This window comes from Enterococcus sp. B2E4, from assembly GCF_030499455.1.
Classification (GTDB): domain Bacteria; phylum Bacillota; class Bacilli; order Lactobacillales; family Enterococcaceae; genus Enterococcus_D; species Enterococcus_D casseliflavus.
In genome coordinates this window covers 95,613-121,741 of the sequence record NZ_JAUKPK010000005.1, presented here as the reverse complement: position 1 = coordinate 121,741, position 26,129 = coordinate 95,613, and the positions used below count along the sequence as shown (strand labels likewise).

Genomic DNA, 26,129 nt, shown 5'->3' with positions numbered 1-26,129 from the left:
GGGTTAAGATGAAAAAACAGTGAAATCAACGAGATAATTTCTTGCTATGAAACAGTTCTCTCTTTTGCTTCATCCGCCAATCCTCTGTTTTAAAAAAAGAAAAAAGAGTGGTTTTGGCACCAAAAAAGCAGCCTTTATCAAAAAGACTGCTTTGGTTGAATTGTTATTTAATAACAGGTGCGGGCTTTTTGGCTTTTTTCAGCATCGCATAGCCAATGTTGAGAACGAGCCCAAAAACCGCCAAGAAAATTGCTGTATAAAAGGCTTTTGTATAATCTCCTTGGTTACTTTCAGCGATTGCTGCTGCCACTCTAGGCCCAAAGAATGCCGCCGTAGAATAACCAATAAAGACGATTCCATAGTTGACTCCTTGATTGATCGGTCCGTAATTTTCCATAACGATCGATGGGAAAACCCCCATCACGCCCCCGAAGCACAGTCCTAAACCGATGATCCCGACAGTGAAGATCACGGTTGTTTGACCAAGCGTTAATAAGAATAAGGACAATGCCACCACGCCATAGATGATCATCAACGTATTCGTCCGACCAATTTTATCAGAAACGGTGCCCCAAAGGACACGACCAAAACAGTTGCTCAATGAGTACAAGCTGACATAAAAAGCAGCGGCGGCTGCCGTCAAACCGAACATACTTTGCCCGATCACTGATGCGTTAGAAGCAATCATCAAACCTGAGAAAGCCCCTGCCCCTAACATAACGATAATCAAGTAGAAGGTTGGGGTCTTTAGCATGTCCAACCAATTCAGATTGATTTGTGGGCCATTTTTCCCTTGCGCAGCTGGTTGCCAACCTGCTGGGCGATAATCTTCTGGTGCCTTGCGAATAAACAGACTAGCCACTAAGACGATCACGATATAGGCGATCCCTAAAATCCGAAACGCTGCTAGTACATCTTGTGATTCGATCAAACGATTCGCAATCGGTGCGGCAATAATCGCTGCCCCACCCATACCTGCTGTGATCAAGCCCGACGCCAGTCCCCGTTTATCCGGGAATAGCCGAATCGTATTGCTTAAACAAGCCGAATAGGCAAAGCCTTGCCCTAAACCAGCAAAGACTCCATAAGTCAGGTACAACATGGCGGGTGAGTTGACCAATCCCGTCAAGAAGAAGCCCGCTCCGAACAACACGCCTCCACCAGCGATGACCCATCTAGCGGCTCCTCGGTCTGTCAGCAAACCACCCAAAATCATGGTAATCGGGCCAACTGCGGCATTGATGGTAAAGGCTAACATGATCTCTTCCATGGACCAGCCTTTTAATTGACTAAGAGGTCCTGCAAAAACACTAAAGGCGTAAACAGCGCCCGTACACAGCAATACCGCGGTCGAAGCGATCAGAATCAGCCAGCGATTGATTTTTGTTTCCATTTTTTCCCTCCTTTGCTTTAAGCATGTTACTTTATTCACATGTTTTTTCAAAAGCTAGCGCGCGTGACGAAACACAACGCGCAAGGCTTTTTATTCGAGATGTTCTGCGACTGCTGTTTTTCCAGCAATTCGGCCAAAAGTAAAGATATCTGTCAACGAGTTGCCGCCTAAGCGATTGCCAGCATGGATCCCCCCAGCAACTTCCCCTGCTGCATACAGCCCTTCAATGATTTGATCTTCCTTCGTCAACACATGGGTTTGCGGATCGATCTTCAATCCCCCCATCGTGTGGTGAACCGCTGGTTTTCTTGGTGTGGCATAGAAAGGTGCTTTTTCCACTTTCAAGTCGAAGACATCCTTGCCAAACTCTGGGTCCTTCCCAGCATCCACATAGCTGTTGTATTTCGCAACGGTCGCCTCTAAGACGGCTGGATCAACATTGATCTGCTCTGCCAGACCAGCCAAGGTCTCACTGCGGAACAGCGTACCAGCAGCTACTTGCTTATCGATTTTTTCTTGGCTCGTGTTATAAGCGGTTTTCTTGATCTCTTCATCCGCGATCAAATAGAACAATCCGCCATTATCGATCGCCGCTTGGGTCAATACATCGCGACTTTCGTATTCATTGACAAAGCGTTCACCCTTTTGATTGACCATCACAAAGTTAGCAGGTGGCACTTGCAGGCCACTGAACAAAGCCCCTGTGTTTGGATCAGATACGGGCATCATTTGCGAAAAGCCCATGCCAACAAGGTCCGCGCCAGCACTTTCCCCTAGTTTGATCCCGTCACCAGTGATCGCTGGTGAATTTGACGTTTTGATATCGTCTTCGATCTCTGTCCAATAGGTATTGTATTGTTTCAACATTTTCGTATTCGCTCCGAACCCACCAGAAGCTAAAATCACTGCTTTGGCATGGATCGTGACTTTTTGACCGTTACGGCCTTCCCCGATGATTCCAGTAACCTTGCCATCTTCGATCAATAATTCTTTGACAGGCGTATCGATTAAGATCGTTCCCCCATGTTCTTTCACGAATTGATGCAAAGCAGAGACAAAGGCATACCCTTCGTTTTTGACTGGTTTATGTCCTCGGCGCCATTTCGCTCCTACTGGCATATCGACATTGTTCATATCAAATTCTACGCCGATTTCTTCTAGCCATTTCACTGAGTCCAATGCTTGATCCGTCAAGATCTTCACTAGCTCGTATTTCCCATAGATCGGTTGACCATTCAAATCTTTGCGTTTTCCGCCTAAATAGGTTTGAATTCGATGCCACAAAGCAGAATCAAACAAGTATTCTTTTTCTGGCGTCGTTTCTGAAAGATACGCAGTGATTTGTGCCTTCAAAGCTTTGAAGTCTGGTAAGTATTCTGTATCGATCTCTTGCTCATCGATCGTCAGCACTTCTTCTAAAGCACTGCGTTCGCCAGGCAATGCGGAAAAGCCGTTTTGCCATTTTGGATCCGCGGCATTCATCGGTCCGCCAGTACGTACAGTATTGCCACCGATCGCTGGGAATTTTTCTACTAAGATCACATCTTTATTGGCTTGCAGCACACTGGCAGCTGCACTCAGACCCGCACCGCCGCCACCTACGACAACGACATCGGTGGTATACGTTTCATCTTCTGTTTGCAAAGCACTGGCGGCTTTTGGCCGTTTGCGCAAGACATCTGGGTTCGCACCAGCCATTTTCACGGCTTTTGCTACGCCATCAACGACACCGTTACTAGTAACCGAAGCACCAGAGATCGCATCGACATTTAAGGTTTGCCCTTCAATGATCTCTTGAGGAATCCGTACGAAAACGACATCAGCGATCCCTTCGGATTCACCAGAAGTATCGATATCAATAGCTTCGATCCGTTCTTCGCTCAATTTGACGACCATTGGTAGATCCCCGTTATGTCCTGGTGCTGTGACGGTGTATTCGCCAGGCTCATAAACGACTTCTTCTGGTACGTTCAACAAATTAGCGACTTCCGTAAACCGAACGAACTTGCGGAAACAGCTTTCCAAAAAATCGACCGTTCGTTGATCTTTTAAATTGCCTTGTTCATCAAAGGCTTGATGGGCACGTCCCAGCAAGAACTCATTTCCTGGCATGACTGTCGCATTGACACCCGGTGCATCAAGGATTTGGCGCAAATGAAGCTGTGCTCGCGAAGAGCCTTGTACATCGTAGGATGCACCGACGATCATTACCGGTTTGCCATCAAAGGGATGGAGATTGAAGGAGAGCCATTCCAAGACGCTTTTCAATGCGGAAGGAATCGAATGGTTATGCTCTGGTGTCGCAATGATCACCCCATCGGCTGCTAAAATCTTGCTATTTAACCGTTGAATCACTTCACTATTGGTTTGATCTTGTGTTTCATTGAACATTGGGACATCCTTGATTTCCAGTAGTTCAATTTCTGCTAGGGCAGCAAATTCTCGCTGCATAAACGCCACTAATTGGCGATTGGTGGATTTTTTGGCGTTCGTTCCGATTAGGCCGACAAATTTCATGACTGGTTCCTCTCTTTCTTATGCTTGTTCCCACGAAAATTTCTTTGCTCGTTCTTTAGCCGTTGAATATTCACTGACCAGACGGTTCGTGATTTCGACAAACAAGACAAATTCATTGAAACAATCTTCTAGTTCGGCAACTTTTTCGCTATCGATCAAGTTTCCTTGTTCATCGAAGGCTTGCATGGAGTGCCCTAATAAAAATTCCGCACTCGGCATGATTCGAGCTTTTACTTCTGGTGCATCTAAGATCTGACGCAAGTGGGCTTGGGCTCTCGATGAACCTAATGCACCAAGAGAAGCACCCGTGATCATCACTGGTTTATCGATCAAAGGCCGCGTCGTATAAGAAAGCCATTCAATCATGCTTTTTAGCACCGCTGGGATCGAGTGATCGTATTCTGGTGTACTGATGATCACCCCATCTGCTGCTTCGATCTTCTCTGACAAGGCTTGGACTGCCGCTGGTGCCGTCCGATCTTCTGGTTCATTAAATGCTGGCAGATCACTGATTTCGCAAAGTTCGATCTCCGCTTGGTCACTAAAATGGCTTTGAATAAATTGCAGTAAGCGACGGTTGGTCGAACGCGTCGAGTTGGTTCCTACGATTCCAATCAATTTCATTATCATCTCTCCTAATTGTGAATAATTTAACATTTAACAATAAATAAAAAGTTTTTGACCATTGGCTTTGATTTCTTTTTTTAATCGTTTCTCAAGTTGGTTTTTAAGACCTACTGAGATGAAAGGCTTCTTTCTAAACAAAAAAATCTTCCCCAAGTACCCATTTAGTGTACGACTGAATTCTTTATTTGTGAAATATTTATTTAACTATCTATCGATAACAAATTTGTTATAATAAAAAAATGACTAGGAGGACCACGCAATGGCACTTAAAGATTCCCATCTGATGCTGCAATACCTCGATACCTTGTTAAAGCATAGCAACTATACCAAAGCCGCCAAAGACCTCTACATCTCACAGCCTTACTTGACACAAACCGTGAAACGTGCCGAACAAGAGCTAGGGACCCCCATCATCAATCGGCAGCCGGGTCATTTTCAACTGACGGAAGCTGGTAAAATCTATTATCAATATCTGGAAACCTTGGAAACAGAGTCTGCCAAATTGAAAAGTCGGCTGTCTTGGTATACCGCGACCGAGAAGCGTTCTTTGCGCTTAGGCATCTTGCCTAGCCTTGGTTCCTATCTGCTGCCACTCTTTTTGCCTGCATATTATGAACACTATCCCAACGTACACTTTTTCTTACGGGAAGACCTGCCGAAGCACAATGAAAAACGACTTTTGAATGGGCAGCTGGACTTTTTTATCGGACAAAATCCTGAGACGATCGCACCGAATCTAACAGTCCACAGTACCAATCAAGAACGGTATCTAGCGATCATTCCGCCTTGTTCTCCCCTGTATCAACCAGAGAAGCGGTATTTAGCACCTGATTCATTGGCAGTCAAAGACTTGCTGCAAAGTCAGTTGATTTTGACTGCCAGCGGCTCGGCGATTCGGCGCCAAATCGATCAATTGCTGCAAAAATACAAAGTAGAGGCGACCGTTCTCATAGAAAGCAGCAATATTTATACAGCAGCAGCATTGGCAGAAAACAACCTTGGGATTGCGATCGTACCAGAAAGCGTGCTGCAAGCAGCGAATGCGACTCCTTTTAATCTTTATCCGATGCCAGAGGAACTCTTGTCCCTCACCTATTTTATTGCCCATCAAGCCGAACGGGCATTGTCAAACAGCGAAGCCGACTTGATCGAGACCTTTTTGCAACACGTCTAGCTTTCTTTTTTACAAAAAAACAAGCAGCGACCACCTATATTCCTAGGTGATCGCTGCTTGTTTTCATTCTGCTGTTGGCGTTTCGATCAAACGGGCTAATTCTTGCGGATAGATCAGTTCTCCTTGTTTGGTAATGACTAACCCAGTGATCCCTTCTAACGGCGCCAGCTCCTGCAAGATGGCTTGTGGCTCTTTGCCGAACAAGCGGGTCGTCCAAATCTCTCCATCAACCGATTGGTCGGAGAGAATCGTGACACTGGCAATGGCTGACTCTAACGGATAGCCCGTTTCTCGATCAAAAATATGATGATAGGTCTTGCCCGCTACCTGATAGGTTCGTTCATAGATCCCTGATGTAACGACTGATTGATTACGAACCTTCAACGCTGCGACAAAATTTCCTCTTGGTAAGAAAGGGTTTTGGATCCCGATCCGCCAATAGCCATCTTGGTGGCTCGGGGCATCGCCGTAAGTCACCACATTGCCTCCAAGATCGATCAAAGCGGCTGTGACACCAACCTGTTTGAAATAGGTCATCAACAAATCAGCAAAATATCCTTTTGCCACAGCCCCTAGATCAAGCTTCATGCCAGCAGCTAACCCGACGGTCTGCAGCGTTTCATCCAAAATGATCTTGGCAGGATCAGTCTTTGGCAGCAGCTCCGCGATTTTCTCAGGCGTTGGTAGATGGGCATCTTGGAACCCGATCCGCCATTCCTGCACCAAAGGACCGATGGCAATATTTAAGTAGCTATCTTTGGGTACGCTATGGGCTTTCCCTCGTGCGATCAATTCAAACAATTCCTGTGTGGCAGCGATCGCTCCTTGTCCTGCCTGCTGATTGATCTGCATCAACTCCGACGTCGGGTCATTGGCACTAAAACGCTGTTCAAAGGCCGCAGCTCTTTTGGCTGCTTCCTCTAAGATCGCTTCTGGGGTTTCATGCTGCACCCAAATCGTGATCACCGTTCCCATTCCCTGTAACACTCGTTGGCATTCTGGCATTGTCCTTGCTCCTTTGTTCTGTTCTTTTGGCTATCATAGCAGTTTCTGGGAGAAAAAAGTAGTCTGCGGGATACCGCTGCTGCTTTTTTTTGAAAAAAAACTGCGAGGTCACCCTCGCAGTCTGCTGTTTCTATTGCTCAATGATAAAAGTCGAAGCGGCCTTTCGCCAATACTTCTTTGACCCCACCGGTTTGGTACAAGGAACGGTCCATAATGGCTTTTTTCACCACGGAAGCGGGATAGCCTTTGATGCCCATTTTCCCTACTAAGCCAAAGGCATGGGTATTGCCGATCGATGCCACTGAACCTAATGATTCAAAGTGGAAATCTGCTGGTTTTTCCCCGTTCATTTGACGTAAGATGTTTTTACCCGCATGCTGCCCCATCTTCAAAGCGATTTGAGCCGTTGTTGGATACGGGCGATTGGTCGCTGGGTCCATGACTGCTGAAACATCACCGACAACATAGACGTTACTATGATCAGGGTCTGTTAGGTCTTGATTGACCATCACGCGACCACGACGAGCAGAAAAGTCTGATTCAGCCATCACATGGCTGCCGCTGACGCCTGTGGTCCAAACGATGGTTTTGGCTGATAATTCTGCTGTTGCTCCTGTATCGGCATCATTTTGATAGACAACGACACCTGGTTTGATTGCTTTGATGGGTTTACCAGTCAGGAAGTTTACGCCCCATTTAACGAGATTTTTGATCCCGTAATCCGATAGTTTTTCATCAAACATCGGTAATAAACGAGTCACTGCTTCGACACAGTACAGTTTGATGTCTTCTGGTTTGACACCTGCTGCTTTCGCGAAGGTTTTACGGTTTTCCACCAATGAACCTAGCAATTCGATTCCCGTGAAACCAGCACCGCAGACAACGATTTTTAAGTAGTCAGGATTTTGTGTTTCTTTGTATGCCTTCATTTGTTTCAACAAATGATGATAGATGTTTTCTGCGGAGTCGACATCCACCATTTCCAACGCATGCTCCTCGACACCAGGGATCCCAAATGATTCTGATTCAAAGCCTAACGCCACGATCAAATAATCATAGGTGCACGTGGATTGATCTTTAAAAACGATCACTTGTTGGTTACGATCGATCGACGCCACTTCCTTTTGAACAAAGGTAGTCTTTTGGGGACGAACGACATCATTGATGGGATAGCAAATGCGGTCTCTTGGTTGCGTACCGGCCGCAACTTCATGAAGATCGGTTGCCTCATAATGATAATCGTTTTTGTCGATCAATGTGATGTGAAACGCTTCTTTTGCTCCTTGCAGTACGTGCAATGCTCGCAATCCAGCATACCCTGCTCCTAAAATGACAACTTCCTTCATGTTTCCTTACTTCCTTTCTTTGCTGTAAAAATTATAAAATCAAACCAATCGCAAAACTCAGCACTTGTACGCATGCTCCGACCGCAAGGATCCGAACGGCACAAATGAAGGTCTCTCTTTTGATTTGTTTTTGCATAAATCGTTTTGTCTGCTGCCAGACAAAGGGCGCCGCGAAAAAGGTCAGAACCAGTGACCAAGGCGCAATGTTGAGGGCAACTGAGGCAATGATCGCAACAAACGCCAAGACGTTCATCGTGATAAATAATTTCAACGCACGGGCTTTACCAAGGTAATGCACCAGCGTATAGCGCTCATTTTTTTCATCCTCTTCCAGATCACAAATGTTGTTTGCCAGCATCAAGTTGGCGATCCATAATGTGTTGGGTAATGAGATCAAGAAAATACTGCCAATCGTGGCAATGTTCCATTCAAAGGTTTGATAGGCATTAAGGTAGACACAGATCAACGAGATCATAAAGCCCATCGTAAAGCCAGAAAAGAACTCGCCTAAAGGCAAACTAGAAAGCGGCCGTGGACCAGAGGAATAAAAGATCCCGACTAGGTAACAATACAGCCCCATCCAAAAGAGCGGCCAACCAACCACCATTGCCAAGGCGATTCCCATGGCGGCGGAAACGATGATCATGGAGACCATCAACCAAAAAACCAATTTGACAGACAACTGTTCCCGACCAATGATATTGGTTTTTTCTTTGTAATCATGCCCTTCTGTGGCATGATGGTAATCGTTGTAGTTATCTAAAATATCCACCGCCATATTGAAGATCAGCATGGCAATGAAATACAATAGGACATAGCCAAGATGAATCGTTTGATAATTGTACCAGCTGTAGCAGACACCAATGAAAAATGGCAAAATACTGGCGGTTTTTGCTTTAAATTCGACGAGTTCTAAAAATACAGGTAGCGTCACAACTTCACCTCCTTTAGTGAGTGCATTAAACTAGTCAATCACGCCCCTTTACGCTAGAATAAGGGCTGAATGACTGTTAGAAAGGGTTATACTATGTTTGACTTTTGGATCGATTATCCGACGATCGAACAACGATTGAAAACCGTATGTTCCATCATTGAAGAACACGTTACTGTTCGTAACAAAGAGATACAAGATGTTTTGATCGACTTTACTTATTCAGGTGGAAAAATGCTGCGGCCAGCGCTCTTTTTTTTGTTTGCTGACTTAGGCGATCCCCATTATAAAAAAACCGACCAATTAACAAAAATTGCTGCTTCTCTAGAAATTTTACACATGGCCACTTTGATCCACGACGACATCATTGACGATTCGCCGCTGCGGCGCAGTCAAGTCACTGTTCAAGCCAAATACGGCAAGGATATCGCGGTCTACACGGGTGATCTTTTGTTCACCCAATTTTTTGAGCTTTTGATCGAAAGTATGAATGGCTCCCCGTTTTTAAAAACCAACGCACAAGCCATGAAACGACTCCTTTTAGGTGAACTTGATCAAATGCACACTCGCTACAACATCCATGAATCGATTGACGACTATCTGCAAAGCATCAACGGCAAAACCGCTGAACTGTTTTGGCTCGCTTGTCTCGAAGGCGCTCATTTTGGCGGCCTCGACACAGAAAACCAAGAGCGGGCGGGTGAGATCGGTCGCAACATCGGGATCGCCTTTCAAGTATTCGACGATATTCTCGACTACACCTCTGATAGCGGCACTTTGAAAAAACCGATTCTAGAAGATTTGGCGCAAGGGGTCTATACCTTACCGCTGCTATTTGCCAAAGAACAGGCACCTGCAGCATTCGCTCCTTATTTGAATAAAAAAGCAGCACTCTCCTTGGCAGAAGCCCAAGAAGTTGCGGATCTTGTCGTTCGTTACGGCGGTGTCGAAAAAGCGCGCGCTTTCGCGGTCACCTACACGCAAAAAGCCTTAGACGACATCGATCTGCTGCCCGAAGCACCTAGCAAAGCCAAAATTCGTTCATTAACTGAACTGCTCTTGCAGCGCAATTACTGAGCCATAGAGCAATGAGAAGAAAAGCGTCCATCACTGATTGATGGACGCTCTTTTTTATCGTCGTCCTTGGTCAATGGCCAATAAGTGTTGAAAATGTTTGTTTTCTGCTGCCAATTCGGCAGGTGTTCCGCTCATGGTCAACTGACCATCTTCAATAAAGAGCACACGGTCCATCATCGAAATTCCTTGCAAGTGGTGGGTGATCCAAATGATCGTTTTGTTCTCCAGCACTTGGAAAAAGGTTTCGAGCACACCTTGCTCCGTGATCGGGTCTAAGCCGACGGTTGGCTCATCCAATAAGATGATCGGAGTGTCTTTTAGCAAGATCCGCGCCAATGCCAAACGATGCCGTTCTCCACCAGAAAAACGCAAGCCGGCTTCATCCACCATCGTCGCCAAGCCGTTAGGCAAAGCTGCCACCATTTCTTTCAACCCGACTTGCTCCAGTACGCGCCAGACTTCTTCTTCCGAAGCCGACTCATTGCCTAGCCGAATATTATTCAAGACGGTCGTATGGAAAAGATAGGGACTTTGATTGATGACACCGATCAAGTCACTGATCGACTCACTCAATGCCGTCACAGGCACGTCGTTTAAGGTGATCGACCCTTGCGTCGGTTGCAGATCGCCTCGCAACAAGGAGGCAAATGTACTTTTCCCAGAACCGCTGCGACCAAGGATAGCTAGTTTTTGATGCGCAGGAATCGTTAGATCCAGCCCATGAAGCACTTCTTTGCCTTCAGGATACTGAAAATGCAAGTCCTTGGCTGTGATCGACACGAGGCCCGTCACTTCAGGTACTGACGGTTGCTCCATGGAGACTTGGCGATTTTCTTCTGGCAATGCATTGAAGCGATCGATAGAGTCTTTGTAGCGATTGGTTTCTTGAGCAGCAGACGGTAATGGCGCAAATGCATCAACTAAAGGAAAGACACACAGGACAAAGGCAGCGATCCAGTTGGCTGCTCCTCCGTGGTTACCTGGAAAGCGAATGCTGGTCCAAAGCAGCAATGCGACAGCGATCACTCCAAAGATGCTTTGTAAAAGAAAATCACGCCGGCGATCAAAGGACAGCATCTGTTCATCCACCGCCCGCAACTGCGTTTCCAGTTCCTTATGGGCAGCCACGTACTCGCTGCCTCTTTGAGAGAAGACCCAATCAGAAACCCCTAATACATTATCCGTCAGTGTCGTATACAAGTTGTTTTTCATGTGTTTTTGCTTTTCTTGCCGCGCGCCGTTGATGATCACCGACCAAAGCGGCAAGACAAAGACGATGATCCCTAATAGCAGCAGCATCACCAAAGCAAACCACCAAGAAAAATAGCCGAGTCCAATGATCAAGAACGCATACAAGATCCAAGCGATCACGGTAGGAAAGATCGTCCGCAAATACAGGTTTTGTATATGGTTGATATCTTCTGCCAATAAGCCCAAGATATCCCCTGTGCGATGCGCTTGCTTAAAGAAGATCGCATCTTTTTCTACTACGTTGTACAATTTCAATCGTAAATTAGAGGTCATGCGCAAGACCCAGCTATGACTGGTCAACCGTTCCAAATAGCGAAAGACTGGACGGCCGATCCCAAACGCTCGGGTCAGTACGATGGGGATGTAAACCAATAGAATGTTTTCTGGGATCGATGCCGAGCGGCTGATCAGGTACCCAGAATTAAACATCAGTGCCCCACCACAGAAAAAGGTCAAGAAGCCTAGGAATAAGGCCAGCGCCAAAACGTTTTTGTATTTTGACAAGAAAGGCTTGACCCACGTATCAGTTTTCAACGAGCGCAATAAGCCGATTTTATTCAAGCTGTTCCCTCCTCATTCCATTGACTAGTTCTGTAAAAGCACCTTGCTTTTGCTGCAGTTGTGCCAAGGTTCCTTGTTCCACGATTCTTCCTTGATCCATCACGATGATTTCATCCATTTCTTCCATCCAGTGCAAGCGATGGGTTGCAAAAAAGACTAAACGGTTTTCCATCAGCGGTAGCATCCGTTCCTTTAAGGCAACTTCGGTTTCAATATCCAAGTGAGCCGTTGGTTCATCAAACAAAAGAATCTTTCGTTGCTGGTCTAAAAAGGCACGGGCTAGAGCGATCCGTTGGGCTTGTCCGCCACTTAGATGCCGTTCCCCTTCTCCTAACATCGTGTCCAACCCTTGCGGCAGCTCTGCTAAAAGCTCAGTCAAGCCTGCCACTTCAATGGCTTTCAGTACGGCTTCTTTGGTAGCTGTCGGCTGATAAAACGCGACATTTTCCTGCAAGGTCAACCGATAGATATAAGGATTTTGCGGAATATAAATCAGCTGTTCTTGCCAGCTTGCTTGGCGAAAGGCCGTGGTCTTGGCCCCTCCGAGAGTGATCTCGCCACTGTCTGGCACGAGAAAGCCACTCAAAGTATTGATCAAGGTAGACTTGCCAGAACCGCTCAGACCGATGATCCCAATCTTTTTGAAGCCAGTCACGTTCAAGTTGATATCCGTCAAAGCCGCTTTTTCCTCGTAGGAAAACGCCAGCTGATCGATCGTTAACTGGGCGTCTTCCTGCCAACGAGGCACCGTTACTGCCGGTACTTGGGCTTCGGGCTGATGCAAGATTTCCGTCACCGCAGTCATCGCATTTTTTCCGTCTAAGGTTGCATGGTAATCACTGGAAAAGTCGCGGATCGGCAAGAAGTATTCTGGTGCTAAAATCAAGATGGTTAACGCTGGAAACAGCAAGATTCCTTCATTGATCAGCCGCAAGCCTAGCAAGACTGCCACGACGGCAATCGATAAGGTCGTGAAAAAGTCTAAGGCGAAGGTCGATAAAATACCGACTTTTAATGAAGCCATCGTCGCTTTCCGAAACCGTTCGCTGGAAGCAAAGATACTCTTGCCATATTTTTTACTGACCCCAAACAATTTCAGCGTGTCGATCCCTCGCAGGGAGTCGATGAAATGATTGGACAGTAATTGAAACGTTCGGTATTGTTTTTCCGCTTTGCTTTGCGCGGCATAGCCCAAGATGATCATAAAAATGATGATCAAGGGGAACACCAACAGCAAGACCAAGCCGGATTCCCAATCCAGATAAAAAACGAGTGCCAAAATGACCCAAGGAATGATCGACATATTCATGATTTTGGCAAGAATCAATTTCAAGTAGTTTTCGACTTGGTTGATCCCTTCCAAGACCATCGTTGTTACATTCCCCGTCCCTTGCTGTTGTGCGATCTGAGGACCGACCCGAAACAATTTCTCCAACAATTGATCCCGCAGATCGGCGGCTTGCTGGTAACTGTAATCATCGAGTCTTTTGGAACGGAAATAGATAACGGCTTGTCGGGCGATAAACGAACAAAAGAACAGCAGAATCCAGCCCCACTGTTCCTCTAATGGTCGTCCTTCCCATAAGCCAGTGATGGCACGTGCCAATCCATACGCCTGCCCAATAATGAAGAGCGCCTGCAGGAACGAAAGTCCCGCAAGCAGCCCTAAAAGTTGTTTCATTCCTGGGAGCTTCATGATTTGTTTATCAATCATTTATACCCCTCCAACGCCTCCGTATGACTGATCCGTTTACGGAAGATATAGTAACTCCAAGCCGTATAGGCCAAGACGAAAGGCAAGATCGTCAGTGAAAGATAACTCATGATCTTCAATGTGTAGCGGCTTGAAGACGCATCAGCGATCAACAGGTCATAGCTTGAATCGATCGAACTGATCAAGACTCTTGGGAATAACCCTGTGAAGATCAATGCCACCAAAGCGATCAACGTCAAGCCGCTCGCAATGAAAGCCATCATTTCTTTGCCTTTAAAGACGCCGATATTTGCAATCAGTGTCAGTACAACGATCACGAGCAACAAACCAAGCGTTGTCGCAAAATGATTTTCGAAGAAATCCGTTTGGAAGTAAAGCATCACAGCAAAGACGACTAAGCCTGCATATAAGATGCCATAAAAAATACTTGCATAGTTGCGTGCCCGTGCCCGAATCGGACCTTCCGTTTTCAAAGCGATATAGTTTAATCCGTGCAAGTAGCACAACAAAGTCAACGCGATACCGCCAACGATTGAAAAGGGATTGACGTAATCCGTAAAGGTTGCCGTCATGTTGCCATCTTCACCCAAAGGCATTCCTTGGATCATGCTGACAAACATCAGACCGAAGAAAAACGGTACGATCGTACTGCCGATCGTCAACGTCCAGTTCCAAATGTTTTTGTGTTCTTTCGGGAAGTTCGCTCGAAACTCAAAGGAAACACCGCGAATGATCAACCCGACTAAGATCAATAACAAAATCAAATAAAAACCGCTGAACAAAGAAGCATACCAGTATGGAAACGAGGCGAACATCGCTCCGCCGGCGGTCAATAGCCACACTTCATTGCCATCCCAGACAGGCCCGATCGTTTTAACGATCTGGTCTTTTTCCTCTTCATTGTGAGCCAATGTCTGCACAGACATCCCCACACCAAAGTCAAACCCTTCTAAGAAGAAGAAGCCAGAAAATAAAAGCCCAATCAACGTGAACCATAGTAATTGCAGACCGGTCATCCTTCAAACGCCTCCTTATCAAATGGGTCTTCGTACCCTTCTTGGTTGTCTCCTTGGCTGATTTCACCGAAGGCCTCTTTTTCAGGTCCATGATCCATTTCCCGTTTCACCAGATAGACCATCGTTCCACCTAAGCCAGAGAACAAGAGGAAGTAAACGATGTTTGAGATCAAGAGTGAGGTCACGGAAACGTTTGGTGACACACTATCTTCGATCGTAAACAAGCCGTAAACCGTCCATGGGTAACGTCCTAACTCCGTGATCAACCAACCAGCTGTATTGGCAATAAATGGGGTGAACAAAGTGATCGCCACTACCCAAAGCAGCCAGCGTTTTTCAAAGAGCCACGGTTTCTTCTTACGCGTAAAATACAACCCCAGACCAGAAACCAACAGCATCAAGGCACCAAAACCAGCCATGATCCGGAAGCTCCAAAAGAGTGTGTTGACCGGCGGGTAGTAATTACGGTCGCCGTAGGTTTCAATCAATTGCTGATTGACCGTATCCATCCCATCGATTGAGCCGAAGGGTTCATTGAAGGCTAAGATACTCAACATATATGGAATCGAAATACCGAAGACTTGGTGATGTTCCGCTTCATTCGCCCAAGCAACGACAGTCCAAGCCGCAGGACTCCCGGTATCTTCATAAGTTCCTTCCATTGCGGCAAATTTCATTGGTTGTTCTTCAACCAAGTATTTCATTTGTTCATCCCCGGCTAGCAAGACGGTGAATGAACCGAACAATGCCACCGCAAAACCGATCCGCATTGATTTTTTGAAGAAATCGCGGTCAATGTCTTTGTCTTTCTTCAATAGACGAAAGGCTGATAAGCCAGCAACAATGATTCCGCCCATCGTGATGGCTGCGGTGATCACGTGTAAAAACTCATACCACACTTGTGGATTTGCCAATAATGCACCGAAGTCAGTCATTTCTGCCCGGCCATTGTTCAAGGTATACCCCACTGGATGCTGCATAAAACTATTGGCAGCTAAGATCCAAAACGCCGATAGCATCGAACCAAGCGTCACCAACCAGAAAAAGGTGGCGTGCAGCTTAGGACTGACCCGATCCCATGTAAAGATCCACAATCCTAAGAACGTCGATTCTAAGAAGAACGCCAACAAAGCTTCTAAAGCCAAGGGCGCACCAAAAATATCCCCGACAAAACGAGAATAGTCTGACCAGTTCATCCCAAATTGAAATTCTTGAATGATCCCTGTCACGACCCCGACAGCAAAACTCAATAGAAAAATATTCCCCCAAAACTTCGTCATCCGGCGATATTTTTCATCTTTTTTGATCACATAAAGTGTCTCCATAATTGCAACGACGACACCAGTTCCGATCGAAAACGGTACAAAGAAAAAGTGAAAAATCGTCGTCATCGCAAACTGGATTCGCGCTAGTGTCACAATATCCATCCTACATCCTCCTATTTCATAAAAAAGTACATTAAAATAATTCTAAATAAAGAAAAATTCCAACTTCGAATATACTCCTCTAATCAGTAAAAAAGAAGCAAATTGCTTGCATTTACTGATTTTTAATCACTTCCTCTCCGATTCTTAAACATAAGGCGCTTTCATCAGCGGAATACAGCTTATTCTAGCTACTCCCAGCCAAAACGGGTTCCTTCAGAAAGCAATGGATCACTCAATAAAATCCCCGGAAACTCTTCTTTCAATACAGATGTGCTTAATAATTGATACATAGCAAACGTGTTCTTCATCCCTAATCTTTCCAGCTGATCTAACGTTTGCTGCATCAAGTCCGCCGCTTGTGCCTTATTTTGTTTTAATAGATGCGTCCAGCCTTCAAAAAACGGCATAAAGATCGCTTGTTCAATGTGTTCTTTTTCATAAACATGATCTCGCCATAAATGAAAGGTCTTTTCCGCATAATTCGCCTCGTCGAAAACAGCAAAAACAGAAAATACCGTCTCAAACGTGTTGTACAAAATATCTTCATTGCCAGGAATTTTTGCAAAGCGCTGACTCTTTTTGATGGCGATCGTCAAGCAGCGCCAAAGCAAAGCTGGCTCCATCGAAATTGCTACGCGGGCAAACAGCCGCAGCTCATAAACACCCCATGTATCGGTATTCAGCAAGTAATGCTTGGCAGAGTCCAAACAGTAATTGTGTTTCAGGTAAGCCTCCTCGACGGGCACCCCTTTAAAAAGCTCCTCTTTCATCAAGTAGTCAAAACGGATCAGTTGTAAGAAGTGGTCCAGCTCCAAGGAGTAATGCTGTTGAAAGTACGTGGTCAGCTTTTGATATTTCTTTTTTAATTTAGGTACTTCATCAATGGATTCGATCCCCATCGAACGGACATAGTCAACCATTAGCTTTTGAGCCTCCGAATGATGCTCCCCCGTATGCAGCAGCTGAAATTCGGCAAAACTCACTTCTAGTTTATCTAGCAAACGATGAAATCGTTCGCAGGAAATCGTCGTTTTGCCATTTTCAAATTGCGATAACAAAGACATCGACAATTGTTCATCCACTAATTCCTTCAACAACAAGCCTTTGCTTTTGCGAAGCTCTTTCACTGTCGCACCATAATTGTTCATTTTTTCACCTTCTTTTTCAATATATTGAAATAAGCAGTTGCTTTTCCCAAAGAGCCTTTATAGTTGAATTATCTTATAGAAACGAGGGAAAAGCTATGGATACCCATATAAAAAAGAAAATGCTTCACGTGAAACATTTACAAAAAAGCTTCAAAGACAAAACCGTTTTGAAAGAGGTCACTTTTGACGTCACTCCTGGCGAAGTATTTGTCTTACTAGGATCAAACGGCGCTGGAAAAACCACTTTAGTCAAAATTTTGTCCACTATCCTACCTTTTGACCAAGGAACCGCGCTGATCGACGGGATCGACTTGACCAAAGATCCAGCAGCGATTCGCGAGAAAATCAGTCTGACGGGGCAATTTTCCGCCGTCGATCAAGAACTGACCGGGCGAGAAAACTTGCTGATGATTGCTGCCTTGCGCCATGTCAAAAACAAACAGTTTATCGTCCAACATTTGTTAGAGCGTTTTGATTTGGTGGATGCCAGCAACCGACTAGTCAAAAATTATTCTGGTGGCATGCGACGACGCTTAGACATCGCCATGAGTTTTATCGGCGAACCTGACCTGCTCTTCTTGGATGAACCAACGACCGGGTTAGACCCGCAAAACCGCTTAGCCACATGGCACATGATCAAAGAGATCGCCGCTCAAGGACGAACGATTTTCCTGACGACTCAATACCTCGAAGAAGCTGAATTTTTAGCAGATCAAGTCGCCATCTTGCATGAAGGGAAAATCATCTTGCAAGGAACACCAACGGAAGTCAAAGCACTGCATCCTTCACAAACGATGGAAATCAGCGTATTGACGAAAGAACACTTGCAGACCGTGCGACAGCATCTGTCTGACTTTCCGCTGCAAGTCAATGAGTCCAGTCTCTCTCTGGCATTTCCCGTCAGTCAAGACTTCCAGCATTCCTTCACGCTGTTGCAGGAACTCAATCAACTACCGATCACTATAACCAGTTTTAATCAAAAGAATGCTTCGTTAGAAGATATTTTTCTAACACTTGTCCAAGGAGGAAACCAATGAAAGCAATTATAGAAACCAACACCTTATTCAAACGCAATCTCTTGCTATCGATTCGCAGTATGGAGACTTTGCTAAGTGGGATTTTGACCCCAGCGATTTTAATGATCCTCTTCGTCTATGTTTTTGGGGGAGCCATGAACGTCGGCGATACCTCTTATGTCGATTTTGTCGTTCCTGGTGTTCTCGTCCAATGTATCGCCCAAAGCGCCTCCTCCGTTGGGGTAACGGTGACGGAAGATTTGAAATCCGGCATGGTGGAACGGCTGATGACCTTGAACATCTCTAACTCAGCCTTTTTAAACGGCCATGTCTTCGCCGCGACTCTTCGGAGCTTGATCAGCACCTTGGTCGTGTTGATCGTTGCCATGGTCATCGGTTTTCGCCCTCAAGCCACAGTTGCTGGCTGGGGACTCGCTTTCCTATTGATCTTTTGCTTCACCTTCGCCTTTACTTGGGTCTCCGTTCTGGTTGGTCTCATCGCCAAAAGCCCCGAGACAGCGACCTTGTTTACTGTCTTGATCACCCTTTTGCCCTACTTAAGCTCTGGTTTCGTCCCTACGGAAACCATGCCGCGCCCATTAGCCGTTTTTGCTGAATACCAACCAATGTCGCCGATCATCCATTCTTTGCGCGGGCTTTTGTTAAACTTGAAAGATACCACCTTGATCAGTGCCTTTAGCTGGTGTGGCGGTATCGTAGTGGTGAGCTGGTTCTTGGCACGGATGCTTTATCAGAAACGGTTACGCTAGGTAAAAGGAATCAATGGTATAATATAAGTAGTTTTCTATTATAAAAAGGCAGGGATACCCATGGATCTTAAAAACCGGCTGATCGCCTTCGCTCAGACCTTTAATGATGTTCAGGTCGACCATCCATTTGCAAAGTTTCCCGAGTACCAAGTCTTGCGGCACCGCAAAAGCGGCAAATGGTTTGGCTTGCTGATGACTGTAGAAAAGCAAAAATTAGGCCTAGAAGAAACGGGAATGATCGAGATTTTAGATGTCAAAGCAGCGTCCGAAATGGTTTCGATCATCAATCAAAGCCGCGGCTATTTACCCGCTTATCACATGAATAAAAACCATTGGCTCACCGCATTACTAGATGGCTCTGTATCAGAAAAACAACTCCAATCTTTGTTACGAGACAGCTATGAGCGTACCCGTTAAACCCAAATATCACCAAAAAACCGATCAACGATGCGCCTATATAGGAGCACCGTTGATCGGTTTTCTTTTATAACGGATCCTGTGTCATCCGTGAGTCTAACGAAACACTTAGGCCAACTCTTCTCCGTTTGTTGCAATGACTTGTTTGTACCAATCGAAGGATTTTTTCTTGGAACGATCCATCGTGCCGTTGCCTTCGTCATCAAAGTCAACATAAATAAAGCCATAGCGTTTGCTCATTTCGCCTGTTGAAGCACTGACAAGGTCGATACAGCCCCATGGCGTGTAACCGATCAAGTCTACGCCATCAGCGATCGCTTCCCCCATTGCTTCAATGTGGCGGCGCAAGTAATCGATACGATAGTCATCTTCGATCTTACCTTCTTCGTTAAAGGTATCAATGGCTCCTAAGCCGTTTTCCACGATAAACAACGGTTTTTGATAACGATCATACAATTCATTCAACGCGATGCGCAGCCCTTCTGGGTCGATTTGCCAGCCCCATTCACTTGCTTCTAAGAATGGATTGCGGACGCCGCCTAACAAGTTTCCTTGCACTTCATCGGCTTCTTCTGTGGTGATATCCACGGCAGAAGACATGTAGTAGCTGAAGCCAACATAGTCAACAGTATGTTCAGCAATCAAGGCTAAGTCTTCTTCGGTAATCTCAAGATCCTCTTTATTGACGCCGTGTTCTTTGTACAAACGATCCGTAAAAGATGGGTATTTTCCACGTACTTGCACGTCGGCACAGTAGTAGTTGAAGGCTTGATTATGGATCATCGTCGCCACTTGGTTGACCGGGTTCGCATCAATGCTGTAAGTCGTTGCATAAATGATCATACAACCGATCTGTAACTCTGGGTTTAATTCATGGCCGATTTTGACTGCTTTACTGCTGGCAACAAATTGGTTGTGCCACGCTTGAATCACGTTTGTAAAGTCGCTGGCACCCGTGCTATTGACCATTCCTTGACTCAATGCGGAGAAATGGAAAGCAGAGTTAATCTCATTGAAGGTCATCCAGTATTTGACTTTGCTGTGGAACCGTTCCAAGACAACTTTTGCAAAACGTTCATAGAAATCGATCAATGCTCGATTTTTCCAGCCACCGTATTCTTTGGCTAAATGCAAAGGCATTTCATAGTGAGAGATCGTAACCACTGGCTCGATCCCGTACTTCAAACATTCATCGATCAGCGCATCGTAAAATGCCAGTCCAGCTTCGTTTGGTGTCGTTTCATCGCCTTTTGGAAAAATACGTGTCCAAGCGATGGAAAAACGATAGCTCTTGAAGCCCATCTCTGCAAACAACGCAATGTCTTCTTTGAAACGGTCATAATGGTCGATCCCGCGATGATTTGGGTAGGTGTATTTGTCCTCATCGATCGTCCAATCAAACGTATCACTGCCTAAAATCGCTAAACGCTGTTTGCCGCCAGGCATTGCATCCGCCACTGACAAGCCTTTGCCATCGCGATCGAACGCCCCTTCTAATTGATTCGCTGCGGTCGCGCCGCCCCATAAGAAATTTTCTGGAAATTTTGCCATTTGCTCGTTCTCCTTTTGTTTTCTTTTGATAAACCTACCTAGCTGATTACTGAAAAATCCCCGATAAAAAACAAAAAACCTAAATAAGAGCCGCTGCTAAAACGAGAAGAGCGCTTTCTTATTTAGGTCTTGCCTGATCGAGTCAGTAACAATCCACGTGGGTTTTCTTTCTTTAACTATAGCACTAACTCGTTGGCTTGTCACCATAAAATCGGTTTCTTTTAAACCGTTTCCCCCGTTGCATCGATACTTTCACTTTGAACCTCCGCTTGCGCTGCTTCTGCTTCTGTTTTTAATTTTCCTTTATCTAATATTTTGACAAAAAGAATGTACAGCAAGCAGCCTGCCAAAACGCAAACGACTTGTAGAACTGCGACATGCCAGCCTCCAGCTAGAAACCCATTTAGAAAAATCGGTGTGCCAAAGGGAACTTGTACGCCACTAAGTCGTGGGACGATCCCACTCCAGATCGCTAGGTACGCCACAAGCACTTGAACCAATGGTGTTAATATGAACGGAATCGCCATGATTGGATTCAAAATCAGCGGTAAGCCAAAAATCACCGGCTCATTAATGGTGAACAATCCAGGAACGGCACTCAGGTTAGCGACTGTCCGTGATTGTTTTGATTTCGCCAACAGCAAAATAACGATAATCAATGACAATGTTCCCCCAGCCCCACCAATACCAGCAAACAAATCATAAAACGACTTGCTCAAAATATTCGGCAACTCGGAACGAGCAACGCCGCTAGCCAAAGCATCCATATTTTCCACATCCATTGGTAAGTACAAAGCGGTGACAAAGCTACCCACCACCAACGAACCATGGATACCGAAGAACCATAGCACCATTTGGATCAGTACAATAAATAACAACGAACCTACACTAGAAGACAAGCTTTGCAGCGGCATTGCCAAGATTTGATAGATGAAATCTGAGAATGAGCCATAAGAAGTAAAACTGAATGCCCAGCTAATGACGATCGCGGTAAACCCAGAAATAATTGCTGGAATCAAACCGGCGAAGGTATCCGTCACAAATTGCGGCACGCCTGCTGGCATTTTGATGGCGATATTTTTTTCTAAAATAAAGCAGTACAAACGAGCAAAGACTAAGCCACAGATCATAGCGGTAAACAAGCCTTGAGCACCGAGTTTGCTCATATCGAGGGTCGTTGTTTCCTCTAAGGTAACCATTGGCGTCATCATCAAAAAGGCAAACAGTGAAACGATGCCGGCAGGAACCGCCGATTGCTTAAATTCTGTAGCTAAACGGTGACCGACCAGAAAGGAAGTGTACACTGAGATAACCCCGACGGTCATACTGTAACCGACGGAAAAATAGCCGTCAATATTGATCGAATTGATAAAGTCTGTCCATCCTTGAATCGGCAAAACTGCTAACAATAAGGCGATCGAACCAATAATGTTGATCGGCAGCGTCGCCATCAACCCGTTTGAAATTGCCTTTAAATACCGATTGTTGGAGATTTTATCTGCAAATACTAACACCTTATCCATATATTTATCCATTTTCTTTTCACTCCTTTATTTGGATGACAAACAATACATCTTCATGACAATTGTGGGGATGGAAAACAGTGATACCATCGGTAACTGTCAGTTTTGGTTTCAAGAAACGATTGGTATTCAAATCGATCAATGTGACAGTCGCTGTAGAAAGATCTCCTTGCAGGCGAACTGTTGTATTGCTTGGCAAGTAAAGCAACGCATCCTTCGATCCTGCGATGGCTGCCATGCGAATCTGTTCATCTGCATCGATCAAGCGCTCTTGGCAAGGCACAAGCTCCTGAATATTTAATAATTCGAATAATTGCTTGATAAAGCCATAGTCATCTGCCCCAGGAAAAGATAAAGCTTCTGGCCAAATCATCGGACGATCAAACGCTTCCCCGATTTCTTCCGCAAAAGTCGCCGTCGGGGTTTGCCAACTCCAGATGCCGTGGGCACCGTACGTGATCCCAGCCGCGCCGCCGGCTAACAGTGATTGCCATGCCGCTTTGCGGACATCCTTTTGACCAAATCGGCCGTATACGTGACGGGCATAGCCCATTTGTTCATAGCAAGGTTCTGAGTTGATGATCGGCAGCTGCGGTTGTCTTTGATAAAAACGCTCTGCCAAATAATAAGGCATATTCAAAAAGGCGCTATTATGACCTGATTGGTATAAAAATAAGTCCAAATGTTCGACGATCGTTGCGGGAATCTCTTCAAAACGTCCCTTGATATGAATCGTTTTCAGGGTATTGGGCGAATGCTTTTCAAAGAAAGCAAAGGCTTCTAGATACGTATCGATGGTTGGCTGTGTTGGGAAATCCGTATCGCCACCAATAAAGTAGATCGGATGGAAGGCATCAAAAGTCGCAATCACTTTTTGATAGTAGGCCTGGCGGCAATCCTTCGGCAACACGTTGCGTTCTTTGTCCAACTGGCTAGCCCACGTGCCTGCGACATAGTTTGACCACAAGACGACCAACGCTAAAGTAAAGCCTTTCTCATCGGCAATTTTACAAAGACGCTGAGCCCGTTCGAAATAGGCATCCTCCCAAACAGTAAAATCAAAGACGCCCGCATCAAGAGGAAACGGCAAGCAGTCAAATTGACCACGGCTGCGATCCCATTGCGGTAACACATTGATTTGAAGGGTATTGAAGCCCTGCTCTTTGCGTTTGTCTAAGTAGGTGATCCAGTCATTTTCTTGAATACTAGTAAAGGCACTCCAGCAAGTATCGGCTAAATAAAAGAAATGCTGGCCGTCTCGCAATAAGGTGCGTTTGTTTTGGCTTACGGTGATTTTCACGGTGGTGCTCTCCTTTCATCGGCACAAGTTGTGCACTGGCGGTTTTTTAATCAATATAACTGCTGAGCCAGCCTTCGCACAGCTCAAACCATTTGGCGACATGGGTATTGAGGTGACTTGGCTTGCGTGCCGTTGTTCGATCCGCTAATGCCAGTCCGTGTTCGCCTTTTTCAAAAATATGCAGTTCAAATGGAATCTCTGCTTCTCTTAATTTGACCGCCAGCTTCAACGAGTGTGCCACATCGACTAAGACGTCTTCCGTCGTATGCCAGAGAAACATCGGAGGTGTCCACTGATCGACATGATGCAAAATGTTCATGGATTGAATGGCTTCTTCCGTCGGTTGTTTACTCCCAAAAAAGCGTTCGTTGGCAGTTAAAGGTGCTTCGATCAGACTAGCAGCAAAGCCTAGCTCATCGATTGGGAAGGCGTGCTCTTGATAAACCAATGGGTAGCCGGCGATCGCCAGATTCACTTTCAGTAAGTCACTGCTAACGCCCAACGCTTCTGCCAGCTCAGCATCGTGCCAGCGCGTCGCTAACTGCAACGCTAGATGACCACCTGCTGAAAAACCGCAAACGATGATTTGTTCCTCATCCACCAACCATTCTTGAGCATGCGCACGAATGATTTTGACGGTTTGGGCGGCTTCCATCAAGGCATTATGAGGAACGTTTTTCACTTGGTCACCGGTGGTGTACCATAAAACAACACTATTTAGCCCGATACTATTGAATTTCAAGGCAATGACTTCCGCCTCTCGATCACTGGTAAATGCGTAGCCGCCGCCTGGACAGACGATCACTAGCGGTCGTTTCTTGCCGACATTGTACTCTTTGGATTGGTGCAATAAATAGGTATCCACGTAAGCCGTTTGATTCAATTGGATTCGTTGGGTCTCCATATAGTTCCTCCTTTATCCTTCACTAAAAGCAGCTGATTTCTCAATGAACCGTTTCCATTTTTCATATTTCAAACGGATCACGGCCTGTTCGGCTTGCGGAACGATCGTGGTTTGCTGAATAGCTGGTTCATTCATGGTTGGATTGGCAACAAGCATCGTGCCGATGGCTGAAAATTCTTCGACTTCGCTGACGATGACGGGTTTATTGATCAAAGTCGCTAATAAGCTCATCAAGGCGCGGTTTTTCGAAACACCGCCATCGATCATTACCTGATTGATCAGTCGTTCAGCGACTTCTTCCATCACATCGATCACTGCTTTGATTTGAAAAATGATGCTTTCTAAAACGGCTTTCAACAGCTCATGAGTCGTCGTCGTGCGTTTCATGCCGACAAAACTGGCGGTCATCGTATTATCCCAAAATGGGGCACCCATTCCTTGCAATGCTGGGATAAAATAGATGTCTTCTTGACTGTCACTGGTCAGCACTTCTTGACAGATCTCAGCTACATCTGGCAGCGGAGCCACTTGCTCACTGAACCAGTTGATGGCGTCACCACAGGAACGGATGATGCCTTCTAGCGCAAATGCTGTTTCCTGGCTAGTTTGCCAGCCGACCGTCGTCAAAATGCGGCGATCCCGCAACGTCTGCTCCTGCTGCACTTGCATCATGATCGAACAACCGGTGCCCATCGTGATTTTTACATCCCCAAGGCTTTGACAACCTTCCCCGAATAATGCCGCTTGTGAATCGGCTAAGATCCCTTTGATAGGGATTCCGTGATAGCTACCGAAAACCGTATCAGCAGGTTTGATCACTGGCAAGTCTGCTAAATGAATGCCAAAAAGTTTGACGAGTTCTGCATCCCAACGGCCCTCTTCAATATTGTAAAACAATGTTCGGCAAGCGTTGCTGGCTTCTGTCGCAAATACTGTCCCTTGCGTTAAATTCCACAACAGCCAGCTGTCCATCGTACCGATCGCCAACTCGCCAGTTCCCGACTTTTCCTTGATGGCTGATAATTCTTGGGCCAACCATTTCACTTTGGTGCCGGAAAAATACGGGTCTAAGCGCAAACCGGTCTTTTGATTGATCGTCTTTTCCCAGCCTTGTGCCGTCAATTCTTCACAAATCGAGGCGCTGCGGTTGCATTGCCACACGATCGCATTGTACAGGGGATTGCCAGTCAATCGATCCCAAGCAACGATCGTTTCTCGCTGATTGGTCAATGACAAGGAAACGATTTGATCTGCAGTGATCGCTTGGTCTTGAAACACTTGTGCCAGCAATTCTTGGACATTTTGCCAAATCTCGAGGGGATCATGTTCGACCCACCCGACTTTTGGATAAATTTGGCGATGTTTTTTATCGTAACGCTGCAGGATTTTCCCTTCTTGAAACAGTAAGAGCTTGGTACCGGATGTACTCTGATCTAAAACAAGCTGATAGGTCTTGTCCAT

21 protein-coding genes are annotated in these 26,129 nt (G+C 45.7%); 5 read left to right on the top strand and 16 right to left on the bottom strand.

Features of this window, described 5'->3' with window-relative positions:
- Positions 1-163 precede the first annotated feature (163 nt).
- From Q1X33_RS04575 to Q1X33_RS04565, 3 genes are all read right to left on the bottom strand, one after another.
- A complete protein-coding gene (locus tag Q1X33_RS04575; RefSeq protein ID WP_005226552.1) occupies positions 164-1,393 on the bottom strand; it encodes an OFA family MFS transporter in 1,230 nt (409 codons plus the stop codon).
- A 90-nt stretch (positions 1,394-1,483) separates the two neighbouring features.
- Positions 1,484-3,910, bottom strand: a complete 2,427-nt coding sequence (locus Q1X33_RS04570; RefSeq protein WP_005226551.1) for a flavocytochrome c — start codon at positions 3,908-3,910, stop codon at positions 1,484-1,486.
- A gap of 18 nt (positions 3,911-3,928) precedes the next feature.
- Positions 3,929-4,534, bottom strand: a complete 606-nt coding sequence (locus tag Q1X33_RS04565) for an NADPH-dependent FMN reductase (protein WP_005226550.1) — start codon at positions 4,532-4,534, stop codon at positions 3,929-3,931.
- 262 nt (positions 4,535-4,796) lie between these two features.
- Here Q1X33_RS04565 and Q1X33_RS04560 point away from each other — a divergent pair, with 262 nt between their 5' ends.
- A complete protein-coding gene (locus Q1X33_RS04560; RefSeq protein ID WP_005226549.1) occupies positions 4,797-5,711 on the top strand; it encodes a LysR family transcriptional regulator in 915 nt (304 codons plus the stop codon).
- Positions 5,712-5,774: 63 nt separating this feature from the next.
- Here the strand turns inward: Q1X33_RS04560 and Q1X33_RS04555 are convergent, their stop codons facing one another.
- The 3 genes from Q1X33_RS04555 to Q1X33_RS04545 all read right to left on the bottom strand — a co-directional run bounded on the left by Q1X33_RS04555 (position 5,775) and on the right by Q1X33_RS04545 (position 8,996).
- A complete protein-coding gene (locus Q1X33_RS04555) occupies positions 5,775-6,716 on the bottom strand; it encodes an FAD:protein FMN transferase (protein WP_005226548.1) in 942 nt (313 codons plus the stop codon).
- Positions 6,717-6,853: 137 nt separating this feature from the next.
- Positions 6,854-8,062, bottom strand: coding sequence for an NAD(P)/FAD-dependent oxidoreductase (locus tag Q1X33_RS04550; protein ID WP_005226547.1), 1,209 nt, complete (start codon positions 8,060-8,062; stop codon positions 6,854-6,856).
- A 31-nt stretch (positions 8,063-8,093) separates the two neighbouring features.
- Positions 8,094-8,996: a prenyltransferase gene (locus Q1X33_RS04545; RefSeq protein WP_005226546.1), complete on the bottom strand. Its 903-nt coding sequence runs from the start codon at positions 8,994-8,996 to the stop codon at positions 8,094-8,096.
- A 93-nt stretch (positions 8,997-9,089) separates the two neighbouring features.
- Between Q1X33_RS04545 and Q1X33_RS04540 the strand changes: the two genes are divergently transcribed.
- Entirely contained in the window at positions 9,090-10,070 is a 981-nt protein-coding gene (locus Q1X33_RS04540) for a polyprenyl synthetase family protein (RefSeq protein WP_005226544.1), read from the top strand.
- A gap of 54 nt (positions 10,071-10,124) precedes the next feature.
- On the opposite strand, the gene cydC is transcribed toward Q1X33_RS04540, so the two are convergent.
- The 5 genes from cydC to Q1X33_RS04515 form a co-directional block, all read right to left on the bottom strand.
- Positions 10,125-11,882 carry a thiol reductant ABC exporter subunit CydC gene (cydC, locus tag Q1X33_RS04535; RefSeq protein ID WP_005226537.1) on the bottom strand — a complete coding sequence of 586 codons (1,758 nt, stop codon included), beginning with the start codon at positions 11,880-11,882 and terminating at the stop codon, positions 10,125-10,127.
- On the bottom strand, positions 11,875-13,596 hold the full coding sequence (gene cydD, locus Q1X33_RS04530; RefSeq protein WP_005226535.1) for a thiol reductant ABC exporter subunit CydD: 1,722 nt from the start codon (positions 13,594-13,596) through the stop codon (positions 11,875-11,877). The genes cydC and cydD overlap by 8 nt, the downstream gene beginning before the upstream one ends.
- The gene (gene cydB, locus Q1X33_RS04525; protein ID WP_005226530.1) at positions 13,593-14,612 is read right to left on the bottom strand and encodes a cytochrome d ubiquinol oxidase subunit II; all 1,020 of its coding nucleotides are present in this window, start codon (positions 14,610-14,612) and stop codon (positions 13,593-13,595) included. The genes cydD and cydB overlap by 4 nt, the downstream gene beginning before the upstream one ends.
- Positions 14,609-16,039 (bottom strand): cytochrome ubiquinol oxidase subunit I, encoded by a 1,431-nt coding sequence (locus Q1X33_RS04520; protein ID WP_005226527.1) that lies wholly within the window; start codon positions 16,037-16,039, stop codon positions 14,609-14,611. Before Q1X33_RS04520 ends, cydB begins: the two co-directional genes overlap by 4 nt.
- Positions 16,040-16,227: 188 nt before the next feature.
- Positions 16,228-17,187: a helix-turn-helix transcriptional regulator gene (locus Q1X33_RS04515; RefSeq protein ID WP_301969561.1), complete on the bottom strand. Its 960-nt coding sequence runs from the start codon at positions 17,185-17,187 to the stop codon at positions 16,228-16,230.
- Between the two features lie 95 nt (positions 17,188-17,282).
- Here Q1X33_RS04515 and Q1X33_RS04510 point away from each other — a divergent pair, with 95 nt between their 5' ends.
- From Q1X33_RS04510 to Q1X33_RS04500, 3 genes are read left to right on the top strand one after another with little or no spacing between them, the layout of a single operon-like run.
- The gene (locus tag Q1X33_RS04510) at positions 17,283-18,224 is read left to right on the top strand and encodes an ATP-binding cassette domain-containing protein (RefSeq protein ID WP_015508713.1); all 942 of its coding nucleotides are present in this window, start codon (positions 17,283-17,285) and stop codon (positions 18,222-18,224) included.
- Entirely contained in the window at positions 18,221-18,973 is a 753-nt protein-coding gene (locus tag Q1X33_RS04505) for an ABC transporter permease (protein WP_005226521.1), read from the top strand. Before Q1X33_RS04510 ends, Q1X33_RS04505 begins: the two co-directional genes overlap by 4 nt.
- Before the next feature lie 60 nt (positions 18,974-19,033).
- The gene (locus Q1X33_RS04500; protein WP_005226519.1) at positions 19,034-19,390 is read left to right on the top strand and encodes an MmcQ/YjbR family DNA-binding protein; all 357 of its coding nucleotides are present in this window, start codon (positions 19,034-19,036) and stop codon (positions 19,388-19,390) included.
- A 108-nt stretch (positions 19,391-19,498) separates the two neighbouring features.
- Here Q1X33_RS04500 and Q1X33_RS04495 read toward each other — a convergent pair whose 3' ends face one another.
- The 5 genes from Q1X33_RS04495 to Q1X33_RS04475 all read right to left on the bottom strand — a co-directional run bounded on the left by Q1X33_RS04495 (position 19,499) and on the right by Q1X33_RS04475 (position 26,129).
- Positions 19,499-20,941 carry a glycoside hydrolase family 1 protein gene (locus Q1X33_RS04495; protein ID WP_005226517.1) on the bottom strand — a complete coding sequence of 481 codons (1,443 nt, stop codon included), beginning with the start codon at positions 20,939-20,941 and terminating at the stop codon, positions 19,499-19,501.
- Positions 20,942-21,162: 221 nt separating this feature from the next.
- Positions 21,163-22,476 carry a PTS sugar transporter subunit IIC gene (locus tag Q1X33_RS04490; protein WP_005226513.1) on the bottom strand — a complete coding sequence of 438 codons (1,314 nt, stop codon included), beginning with the start codon at positions 22,474-22,476 and terminating at the stop codon, positions 21,163-21,165.
- Positions 22,477-22,483: 7 nt separating this feature from the next.
- Positions 22,484-23,764 (bottom strand): DUF4038 domain-containing protein, encoded by a 1,281-nt coding sequence (locus tag Q1X33_RS04485; RefSeq protein WP_121260418.1) that lies wholly within the window; start codon positions 23,762-23,764, stop codon positions 22,484-22,486.
- Positions 23,765-23,810: 46 nt separating this feature from the next.
- Positions 23,811-24,668: an alpha/beta hydrolase gene (locus tag Q1X33_RS04480; protein WP_005226509.1), complete on the bottom strand. Its 858-nt coding sequence runs from the start codon at positions 24,666-24,668 to the stop codon at positions 23,811-23,813.
- Positions 24,669-24,680: 12 nt separating this feature from the next.
- Positions 24,681-26,129, bottom strand: coding sequence for a glycerol kinase (locus Q1X33_RS04475; protein WP_005226507.1), 1,449 nt, complete (start codon positions 26,127-26,129; stop codon positions 24,681-24,683).